Here is a 10,142-nt window from a genome sequence, read left to right as displayed (position 1 = left end):
GCGAAAATTCTTGTTAGAGAGAGAAAAAGATAAAGCTCTCTATATTGTGGGTGTTGCGCAAGGTAAGTGATAGGCATAAAGATAATATAAAAATCCGGAATATACTACCACGGAGCCTTTTCAATTATCAGTTATCAGTTATCAGTTATCAATAAAAGTAAGTTTTTTACCTTGTTCATTGTTTATTGTTCATTGATCATTGTTCATTGAAAAGTGCTTGCAATGTCTTTGCTACTGCGCCGCTTTGTTCTTGCCACAGTCGTCGTCCTGCGTCGCCTAGGGACTTCCTTTTATCTTCGTTGAGGAGCAGTTCTTTTAATGTCGTGGCGATATCTTCTTCTGTCGTCTGTATTCCTGCGTTATATTCTTTCATTATTGCCAGGAAGTCTGGCTGTGAGAACATGAATGGCCCGCATATTACTGGTATGCCGTACCATGAGGGTTCTAGGATATTATGTCCTCCGACGTCTTCTGTGAAGCTTCCTCCTACGATGGCGACGTCTGCTAGCTGGTAGCATTTCCTTAGGAGTCCCATAGCATCTACGAGGATGACGTCTTCATTTCCTGTGATATCCTTTTTATTGGTATATCTTACGAAGTTTTCTTTGTTATCTTTTAGGATTTCCGTGACGTCGTCGAATCTTTCTGGGTGTCGTGGCACTATTATTGTGTATACGTTAGGTATTGACTGTCGCAGTGTTTTTATTGCGTTGAGGAGGATTTTCTCTTCTGGGTCGTGTGTTGACCCTATAACTACTACTGGTCTATTTTCTGTGATATGGAGTTTTTCTCGCCATGACGCGAGTTCTTTTGTGGAAAGTTTTTTATATGTACTTTCGAGTTTAAGGTTCCCTGTTACGATGAGTTTTTTCTGTGGTATATTTAGTTTTTTGAAGCGTCGTCGGTATGTTTCGCTTTGTATGCAGAAGATATCGAAGACGTCGAAGAATTCTTTGCTAAGGAACCCGCATGCCTGGTGTCTATGTTGTGATTTCTTTGAGATTTTACCGTTAGCTATTGCTATTGTGGCGCCATTTTTCTTTGCTTCGTCGAGGAAGTTATACCAGAAATCTGTTTCTACCATTATTACGGTGTCGGGCTTGCATCGTCGTACTATTGGTCGTATTATAAAGCCTACGTCGAAGGGAAGGTATACGTGGTAGTCGACGTCTGGCAGCGACCTTTCGCCTTCGGCGTATCCTGTCTCTGTTGTGCATGACAGTATTATTATCGGCTTATCATCTTGCTCCATGAGTTTTTTCACTAGCGGAACTACTGCTCTTGTTTCTCCTACTGATACGGCGTGTATCCATATGAGTTTACGTCCTTGTTTTTCTATTTTAGGGAACTGTATTCCCAGGCGTTTTTTCAGGCTTTTTCGATATTTTTTATGTACGAAGATACGATATATATATTTCGGCAATGTTGTTATCAGGAGGACACACAGCCCTGTGCTATATACTATATTTGTTATTATCTTTGTTATTCTCATATTCATCCTTATATAATTTTACCACAAAGACACAGAAAGTAACTTATAGCGCTGAAGAATCTCAGAATAGAACTTTCTACCACAGAGAACACAAAGAACACGGAGAAAAAAACAATCTGGCTGGGGAATTCTCCCCCAGACCCCCAATCCTCCAAAAGACAAAAGAACATCCTCGGGGTTCTAGGGGTGAAACCCCTAGCCCGGCAACCTTTTTCTCTGTGTCCTCTGTGTCCTCTGTGGTAAAAAGTCCTTATTTTTTCCTACTCCTTTTCAGCTATTTCTTTGTAGTGAAACTCATCATTTTGTTTAATTATAACACCTTCTGGCGATGGTGTCATGGTATATATTCTGTCGGCGTGTTGTTCGAAAGCCGAGACATCGTGGTGGCTTATCATCACGACCTGAAATCCCAGTTCTTTCCCTGCCTGTTGTACTATTTTCACTAGGCGCGGCACCAGTTCTGGCTGCAACCAGCAATCTTGTTCGTCTAGGACGAGGAAGCGTCTATGTTTTTTTGGGTCTAGTGTTGTAAGGGCGAGCATACGAAGTCCTACTGAAAGGATATTCGCTACGGAACCTCCTTGTCCTTTCATGATATCTTCGCGTCTGCCTTCACGTTCGACGAAGAACTCCAAGCTTGGGATGTTACGTTTCAGTGAGCGTTCTGTTTTCAATGTTATCGGCTGTTCTAGTATTTCTTGCAATGCTATTGTAAGTTTATCTTCCAAGATTTTCACTGTCGTCTCGAAGAGTTTATCGCTGAGAGTTTCTAGCGTAGCTGTAACATCTTCTGATATTTCAAGATATTTTTTTATGCCTTCGAGGTTGCGTTGTGCTTTGTCGCGCGTTTCAGTGTCTTTCGTACGGTATGCTTTAAGCATATCTATCCGTGTGCGGAGGCGTTGTGGCGATGTTATCATCGTTCTTCCTTGTAGCTTATTTCTATGTCTTGCAGTTTTTTCTCGATATCGTCGAGGTGTTTTTGGTAGTCGTTCTTATGTTTTTCGTTGGCGTCGGATCTTTCTTTCAATATCTTTTTAAGTTCTTCGATGTCGTGAGTGCCATATTTCTCGTCGGCATACGTTTTAAGCTCTTCTGATCTATGTGTCGCTGCTTTACCTTGCTCTTCTGCACGGATCTTCGCTTCGCGGAATTTCTCGTAACGTTTTGTCAGCGTTTTGATATCTTGTGTTTTCTCTGCGACTATCATGGTTATAATACCTCTTCTAATAGTTTGTGTATCTCTCGTGCGACATCTTTGGAGCATCCTTTGATGTTATCTTCTACGAAGTCGCGTATCCCCTCTCCTGTCTCTGTCCTTCGGGCTTCTAGTTCTGCGAGGCCTTTTACGAAGAGCGACTCATCATTTTCCGGATTTTCTTCTACGACTTGTTCGTAGAAGACTTCTTCGTAGGGTTTATGTGGGATTTCTATTGTAGACGTTTCCCAACCTTTTTCTGTGACATCGATCCTTAGTGCTGCAGGTTTTTTTGCTTTATTGGCGTCATCGCGTCGTATCCTTACTATACTTCCTGGTGTAAGCCATGCTGTCGTCCCTTTTTCGAAGGGTTTAAGCTGGCGATGGATATGTCCGTTTATTACGGCATCGACGCCTGGGATATCGTAAGGGGTGATATTTCCGCCATCGAGGTATCCTGGCACTCTTATCTCGTGGTGTGCTACCCAGAAGACGAGGCTTCCTTCGGCGTCATATTTTGTTGGGAGGCTTTCTTTAAAAGAGGCTCCTCCTATTACGACGTTTTTTTCGTTGACGACGCCATGCCATGGGGATTTTTCTGTAAGGATCTGTATTTTCCCTGCTTTTACTAGGAGCATAAGGGAGTCATCATCGCCGAGGTCATTTTCGTAGCAGTCGTGATTCCCTGCTATTGCGAGGACGGGGTTTTTAATCATAGCGATGATATCGCCTACTAGCCAGTTGGCGTTATCTCGTGGCCAATGGAACAGGTCTCCTAGGAGTATTGGCACGAGGTCATTTTTATTGGCGTATTCCAGGCACCATCGCAGTTTTGATAATGCTGTCGTTGGGTAGTGGTCTTTTCTGAATCCTGGCACTCTGCTTGCGAGGTGCTGATCGCCGATGAAGAACAGTCCTGAGTATTGTTTTTTAGCCATGGCACCCTCCGTGTATCACCGTTGTGATGTCGGTTTCTGCGCCGCACGTTGGGCATTGCGGGTTATCTTTTACCCACTGCTGTATTGATTCTTTCGATTCTCCGATCTTAGCATCACAATCTTCTGCTATAGCGCGGCAATGGCGAAGGCTTTCTTTTACTGTCATCAGTGCTGATATCTCGTCTTCGACGGTATTGCTGTCCTGTAGTTGCTGAGGAGGTTTTGTTGTTGCGAGGATAGCTTTTAGCGCGTCGTTATAGAGCGTTTTGTTATTTATAAGGGACATCTCTTCGATCAAAGCCTGTGTTCCTTCTTCATCTTCGAAGGCTGGCATAGTTTTGAGGTATTCTAGTGTGTTGTCAATATCTTTACGATATGCTGCTATGCCATACGATTCTTCTAGTGATGTTATCTCGTCTTTCAGCATCGCTATAGCGCGTTCTTCGGTGGTGATGGTGTCATATTCTTTTTCTATGCTTTCTATATCGTCATCGATAGGGTCTATTGGCTCTAGCAGTGCGATGGTAGTATTTAGAGCTTCTACATCAGAATACAGGCGGCGTTCGTCGCGGCGTGCATCACGGACGTTGTCGCGGTGGTTATTTTGCATCTCTAGAAGTTTATAAGCGTCGGAAGAGCTCGCGAAGAAGCTCGCCGCCTTACTTCCTGGCTCATCGATAAGGAACAGTGGTGTTTTTTGCTTGCCGAAGTGTATATCGAAGTCTCTTTTTTCCGAAGACACCTGTGGAAGCCTTAAGATATCGTGGAGGCCTGCAGGGACGTCGCCGCGGCAGCGATCGAAGCGTTTTTCGTTGATGTTGTAGCTTACTGCAGCGCCTTTACGCCGCCATGTTATGGTATCGCCTTCGGAGGTGTCGACGGTGACGCTGGCTTCTTTCTCACCATGACGCACCATATACGATCCACTGCTGTTGTAGCATAGGGATTGTATCGCCGAGACTACGGCAGATTTTCCGCAATTGTTGGGTCCGACAAGGACGGTAAGACCTTTGGCGAGGTCTAATGACGTCTCCTTATGCGACATATAATTTTTTAAAGTAATACTTTGTATCATCGGGAGCCTCCGCCTGCCTTTATTTTGTTTACTTTCAGGCCTTTACGCCGTAGCACGTAATATCTTACCTTTCTTGTCCAAAAAGCACTTCTTATGGTAGTCTAGATTATCTTAAATATCAATATGAGTTAGCTGTTATATGATAAGCATTATCAAAGAGACCTTGGAGATAACGTGTTTTGTTTTCATTATGATGCTTATCATCGAGTACATCAATGTTTTCACTAGGGGCCGCTGGAATTCGTGGCTTAACAAGCATCGTTGGAAGCAGTATTGCATAGCGGCGTTTCTTGGGCTTATCCCTGGCTGTTTGGGTGCTTTCGCCATAGTCACCATGTATTCACACCGTATTATCAGCATCGGTGCTGTTGTCACTGCGATGATAGCTACTAGTGGTGACGAAACGTTTGTTATGCTGGCGCTCATCCCTTTAAAGACTCTTTATCTTTCTATTATTTTGTTTGTCGTGAGTATTGGTGGTGGGGTTTTCGCCGACTACATTCTCAAGAAAAACAAAGGCGTTCCTATGAAGCCTCACGGTCCTCTTACGATACACAGCAGCGACGACAAAAAGACGTTATTCCCTAGGGGTAAGATTCTGTCACAGCTACGGTCTTGTTCTATGAAGCGCGGGCTCCTACTTTTTTTTATTGTCTTCCTTGCCGCTGCGTTACTTTTTGGAAAGCTCGAGCCTGAAAGCTGGGGTTACTTCATGGCGTCGGTCCTCAGCGCTTTTATTATAGCGTTTTTCATCATAGCGACGGTATCAGACCACTTCCTTGAAGAGCACCTGTGGCAGCATGTCACTGTTAAACACGTTCCTAGGATCTTTTTCTGGACGTTGGGGTCTTTGTTATTGATGTATTATATCAACGACTATATCGACTTCGACAGCTCTTTCCTCAGCGCTCCTTGGCTTCTTCTTCTTGCTGCTTGTATTATTGGGATAATCCCTGAGTCTGGCCCTCATCTTATCTTTGTTACTTTATATGCCAGGGGTTCGATACCGTTCAGCATCTTGCTGGCAAGCTCCATCGTCCAGGACGGCCATGGAATGCTTCCTATGCTTGCGCATTCTCGTAAGATGTTTTTGGTCGTCAAGGGCATAAACTTCGTCATAGGCCTTGTCGTTGGTGCTATAGCGCTGTCGTGCGGGTTATAAACAGTTATCAGTTATCAATTATCAATTATCAATTATCAATTATTGCACTGATCACTGGTCACTGGTCACTGGTCACTGAAAAAGCTGTTCGCTATTAGAAGATTTTCTCATATCAAAAAAAGTTATAATCTGTATTATCGATAGTATATAAAAATTTTCAATGATCAACGATATCACGGAGACATCACCTATTATGCCAATAAAAGTAAAAAGAAAGTCCAATGTTTTTCTTCCTGACGCGAAGCGTGTCATCCCCCGTTATTTTAATATGGGAGAATTTGACAGGATAAAAATCCTTATCGACAAAATTATGTCGATGTCTGAAGAAGAGGTCCTTGAGAATTATGGTCGTGTCATCAAGACTTTTTCCCATAAGCACCGTGATATGGACAAGATCTTGATACAGCATTTCATCCGTCTTACTAATGAGCACGACCTTGGAATCTTACCTAAGGAAATATCTTACGAGCAGAGCCTTCTTATTGGCGCGTATTTCACTATGGAATATTCTATAGAATCTGCGGCATATTTCAATCCTTCTATTGTCGAAGACCCCCACCAGGAAGACCTTAATGATGGAGAGCATCGTGTAATTTTAAGTTTCCGCGCTGTTGGCGAGGGGCATATATCTTCTATAGCTTTCGTTAGCGGAGTCCTCGACGCCAAAAACGAGCTCAAGACTCTTCCCAAGAAACAAAAGTTCGTGGAGTCTCCAGAAGTTGTTAAAAGGCACGTTTATGAGAAAGAAGCGTTTTTCTGTAAGCTCAAAGAGATGAAGATCCCCAAGAAAATCTCCGACCCTGTAAAGAAAAGGCTCAACGACAAGTTCATCTATGGCGAACTTCTCGACGCTCTTGAGAAGTCCTCCGACGACAGTGCTTCTGCTAAGAAGCTATCAGACCATGACAAAAAGGTCATGCAGACGATAAAATGGGTAGCGGAATCGCATTATGAGATGTCATTCTCTAAGAAGACGTCACCTTCGGAGCGCGTGATATATCCGATATCGTATTCTGAAAGCCAAGGCATCGAAGACGTCCGTTTCGTGAAATTCGTCGACGACGACGGTGAAGTAACCTATTATGGCACGTATACGGCGTATAACGGCTTCTCGATACTCCCCAAGATGATCGAGACCAAAGATTTCTATCATTTTAAGGTAACGCCTATCCACGGTGAAAATGTCCAGAATAAAGGTCTTGCTTTGTTTCCACGGAAGATCGACGGCAAATATGTCATGCTTACTCGCATTGATGGCGTAAACATATATATCATGAATTCTGACAGCGTACATGTTTGGGGTGATGTCACCAAGATTCTGGAGCCTAAATATCCTTGGGAGATGATACAGATGGGCAACTGTGGCTCCCCTCACGAGCTTGATGAAGGGTGGCTTGTCATCACTCACGGTGTAGGCCCTATGCGCACCTACAGCTTGGGGGCTATCCTTCTTGACAAGGAAGACCCTTCTAAAGTCATAGGAAGGCTTGCAGAGCCATTCCTCGTCCCTAATGAGAAAGAGAGTGAAGGCTACGTTCCCAACGTCGTATACACGTGTGGGTCTATCATCAACAATGGCGAGCTCGTCTTGCCTTATGCTGCCTCTGACACATCTTCAACGTTGGCGACGGTGTCGGTTAAAGACATTATAAACAGCATGACCATGGAGTGAAGATATGAGTAAAGATTCGGCAAAACTTTTTATAGAAAAATTGCGCGAAGACAAAGATTTCAGACAAAAAACCAGCACCTTAAGCTCTGCTGATGATGTTTTAGCTTTCGCCAAAGAAAACGGCTATGATTTCACTGAAAATGAGCTTCAGGAAGCGGCCCAGCAAGTCTTTATGATGGGAAAAGACCAACACTTATAATAGGGCATAGTTATAGCGTATAGCGTATAGTAGGAAAAATTAGACTATTTCTATCTATCCGCTATAAAATGATTCTTGCGTCGAGGACTTTTGTTCCTTCGCCTTCTTCGTAGACGAGCAGAGGATTTATATCGATTTCTTTTATTTCTTCGTTGTCGCACGACAGCTGTGAGAGTCTTTTGAGGCCTTCTTTGATATTTTCTATGTCGCTAGGTTTTTCTCCGCGGAGACCTTCGAGCAGCGGAAATGTTTTTATTGTATGTATCATACGTTTTGCGTCGTCGTCTTGCAGTGGCGCCAATCCGAATGTTACATCTTTAATGACTTCGACGTATATCCCTCCGAGTCCGAACATAAGGACGGGCCCGAACTGTTCGTCTCTTTTCATTCCGAGGATCACCTCTTTACCTTTCTTTCCCATAGCCTGTACGAATACACCGTCGATTACAGCCTCTGGCGATGCTTTTGCTATATCTTCGAGCATTGCGGAATATGTTTTGCGTAGATCTTCTTCGTCGGCGATATTGAGTCTTACCCCTCCGACGTCGATTTTATGTACTATTTCCTGTGCTACGACTTTAAGTACTACGGGATATCCTATTTCGTTGGCGATATTTGCTGCTTCGTCGGCGTCTTTTGCCATGCCATATGGCAATAGCGGCAGTCCATATGCTTTGAAGACATCCATCGACTGGTCTATCGTCAAGAATTCCTGTCCTTTTTCTTTAGCCTTCGCGAATATCTCTTTGGCGGTTTTAGTATCGACGTCGTATCTTTTGGTATCGACGTATTTCCGTTGTAAGGATTCGTTATATTGCGACATCGCTGCTAGTGCTCGTGCGACATCGTGTGGGAAGGTATAATGTGGTACGCCATTTTTTTCCAGTATTGTTATACCTCGTGCTACGTCGGTGCCTCCCATGAAGCACGACAATATTGTTTTGTCTGTCTCTTTGGAGTATTTTACTATGACGTTAGCTATCTCGTGGATATCTGTCATCGCCTGTGGTGTCAGTATTACGATGATGCCGTCGACGTTTTCATCTTTGACGAGCTGTTCTAGGACGCTTTCATATCTGTCGTGTTTGGCATCGCCGATGACGTCTACGGGGTTTGAGAAATTTGCTGTTGCCGGCAGAGCTTTTTTCAGTGCTTTCGTTGTATCTTCGGAGAATTCTGCCATCTCAAGGCCTTCTTTGACACAGGCGTCTGTTGCCATGATGCCTGGACCTCCGGCGTTTGTAATTATAGCGACGCGGTTCGATTTTGGCAGTGGCTGGTTTGCAAAAGCTACTGCGAAGTTAAAGATATCTGCTACGGAATCGACGCGCATAACACCTGATTGTGTGAATATAGCGTCGTATACTTCGTCACTTCCCATCATGGAGCCAGTATGTGAGCTCGCGGCTTTTGCGCCTTCTGCGGTACGTCCTGCTTTGATGGCAAGGACGGGTTTTTCTTTGCCGACAATCTCTCTGGCGTGTGCGATGAATTCTTCGCCGTCGACGATGTCTTCAAGGTACATAAGGATAACGTCGGTGTAGATGTCATCTTTAAGGTAATGCAGGAGGTCGCCTTCGGTGACGTCGGCCTTATTTCCTAGGCTTATAAACTTCGAGAACCCTATATTCTTCTCTAGGGCATAATCGAGGATGGCGGTACATAGCGCGCCGCTCTGCGAGATGAAGGCTATCGTTCCTACCGACGGCATAACGCGCGAGAAGCTTGCATTCATAGCGACATCGGGGTCGGTATTTATTATTCCAAGGCAGTTGGGCCCCAGTAATGATATGTTATGTTTTTTTGCTATGGCAGCGACTTCATCTTCTATAGCGCGTCCAGCTTCGCCTATTTCTTTGAATCCTGCCGATATCACTATAACTGACTTCACGCCTTTTTCTGCACATTCCTGCATGACGGAAGGGACGATCTTACTGCCAACGATTATTACGGCGAGCTCTACATCGTCTGATATCTCTGTTATCGAAGGGTAGCATTTCAGACCTTCGAGTTCTTCGGCTTTGGGGTTTACGGGGTATATCTTTCCGACGAAGCCGTGGTTTATAAGGTTGTGAAGGACGGCATACCCTACAGTATCTTCGCGTCGCGAAGCGCCGATAACGGCGATACTCATAGGGTCAAACATTGCTTGTAAGTTCTTTTCTTTCATCGTCGCCTACTTATGCTCCTAAATTCTTACTTTTCAATACCAACGTAACAAATCCTTGTTATCAGGTAAATAGTAATCACACAAAAAAATAATTCACTGATGTTACGCGCTACCGATTTTTTCACCACAGAGCCACAGAGCACACAGAGAGCGCCCACTGCGCAGAGCGCGCGCAGCGGACGCACAGCTGTCGCCATTGTCGTTGATTGCACTTCCTTTCTTTGTTTTTCCTATAG

9 protein-coding genes are annotated in these 10,142 nt (G+C 44.2%); 3 read left to right on the top strand and 6 right to left on the bottom strand.

What is annotated here, in order from left to right; translation table 11 throughout:
- Nucleotides 1-196: 196 nt before the first annotated feature.
- The 5 genes from HN980_04605 to HN980_04585 form a co-directional block, all read right to left on the bottom strand.
- Entirely contained in the window at nucleotides 197-1,492 is a 1,296-nt protein-coding gene (locus HN980_04605; protein ID MBT6928757.1) for a 3-deoxy-D-manno-octulosonic acid transferase, read from the bottom strand.
- A gap of 260 nt (nucleotides 1,493-1,752) precedes the next feature.
- Nucleotides 1,753-2,412, bottom strand: a complete 660-nt coding sequence (locus HN980_04600) for a DNA repair protein (protein MBT6928756.1) — start codon at nucleotides 2,410-2,412, stop codon at nucleotides 1,753-1,755.
- Entirely contained in the window at nucleotides 2,409-2,702 is a 294-nt protein-coding gene (locus HN980_04595; protein ID MBT6928755.1) for a hypothetical protein, read from the bottom strand. Before HN980_04595 ends, HN980_04600 begins: the two co-directional genes overlap by 4 nt.
- A gap of 2 nt (nucleotides 2,703-2,704) precedes the next feature.
- Nucleotides 2,705-3,628 carry a metallophosphoesterase gene (locus tag HN980_04590; protein MBT6928754.1) on the bottom strand — a complete coding sequence of 308 codons (924 nt, stop codon included), beginning with the start codon at nucleotides 3,626-3,628 and terminating at the stop codon, nucleotides 2,705-2,707.
- Nucleotides 3,621-4,703, bottom strand: coding sequence for an AAA family ATPase (locus HN980_04585; GenBank protein ID MBT6928753.1), 1,083 nt, complete (start codon nucleotides 4,701-4,703; stop codon nucleotides 3,621-3,623). Before HN980_04585 ends, HN980_04590 begins: the two co-directional genes overlap by 8 nt.
- Nucleotides 4,704-4,842: 139 nt before the next feature.
- Between HN980_04585 and HN980_04580 the strand changes: the two genes are divergently transcribed.
- The 3 genes from HN980_04580 (at nucleotide 4,843) to HN980_04570 (ending at nucleotide 7,736) form a co-directional block, all read left to right on the top strand.
- Nucleotides 4,843-5,865, top strand: a complete 1,023-nt coding sequence (locus HN980_04580; GenBank protein MBT6928752.1) for an arsenic efflux protein — start codon at nucleotides 4,843-4,845, stop codon at nucleotides 5,863-5,865.
- Between the two features lie 193 nt (nucleotides 5,866-6,058).
- Nucleotides 6,059-7,537, top strand: coding sequence for a glycosidase (locus HN980_04575; protein ID MBT6928751.1), 1,479 nt, complete (start codon nucleotides 6,059-6,061; stop codon nucleotides 7,535-7,537).
- Between the two features lie 4 nt (nucleotides 7,538-7,541).
- On the top strand, nucleotides 7,542-7,736 hold the full coding sequence (locus HN980_04570; protein ID MBT6928750.1) for a Nif11-like leader peptide family natural product precursor: 195 nt from the start codon (nucleotides 7,542-7,544) through the stop codon (nucleotides 7,734-7,736).
- A 61-nt stretch (nucleotides 7,737-7,797) separates the two neighbouring features.
- Here HN980_04570 and HN980_04565 read toward each other — a convergent pair whose 3' ends face one another.
- On the bottom strand, nucleotides 7,798-9,906 hold the full coding sequence (locus HN980_04565; protein ID MBT6928749.1) for a CoA-binding protein: 2,109 nt from the start codon (nucleotides 9,904-9,906) through the stop codon (nucleotides 7,798-7,800).
- Between the last annotated feature and the right edge of the window lie 236 nt (nucleotides 9,907-10,142).

The organism is Waddliaceae bacterium, from assembly GCA_018694295.1.
Taxonomy (GTDB): domain Bacteria; phylum Chlamydiota; class Chlamydiia; order Chlamydiales; family JABHNK01; genus JABHNK01.
This window is presented reverse-complemented; position numbering and strand designations above follow the sequence as displayed.

Coding starts and splice junctions, on each gene's coding strand:
- HN980_04605 (MBT6928757.1), bottom strand. CDS start 1,492: ATGAGAATAACAAAGATAATAACAAATATAGTATATAGCACAGGGCTG.
- HN980_04600 (MBT6928756.1), bottom strand. CDS start 2,412: ATGATAACATCGCCACAACGCCTCCGCACACGGATAGATATGCTTAAA.
- HN980_04595 (MBT6928755.1), bottom strand. CDS start 2,702: ATGATAGTCGCAGAGAAAACACAAGATATCAAAACGCTGACAAAACGT.
- HN980_04590 (MBT6928754.1), bottom strand. CDS start 3,628: ATGGCTAAAAAACAATACTCAGGACTGTTCTTCATCGGCGATCAGCAC.
- HN980_04585 (MBT6928753.1), bottom strand. CDS start 4,703: ATGATACAAAGTATTACTTTAAAAAATTATATGTCGCATAAGGAGACG.
- HN980_04580 (MBT6928752.1), top strand. CDS start 4,843: ATGATAAGCATTATCAAAGAGACCTTGGAGATAACGTGTTTTGTTTTC.
- HN980_04575 (MBT6928751.1), top strand. CDS start 6,059: ATGCCAATAAAAGTAAAAAGAAAGTCCAATGTTTTTCTTCCTGACGCG.
- HN980_04570 (MBT6928750.1), top strand. CDS start 7,542: ATGAGTAAAGATTCGGCAAAACTTTTTATAGAAAAATTGCGCGAAGAC.
- HN980_04565 (MBT6928749.1), bottom strand. CDS start 9,906: ATGAAAGAAAAGAACTTACAAGCAATGTTTGACCCTATGAGTATCGCC.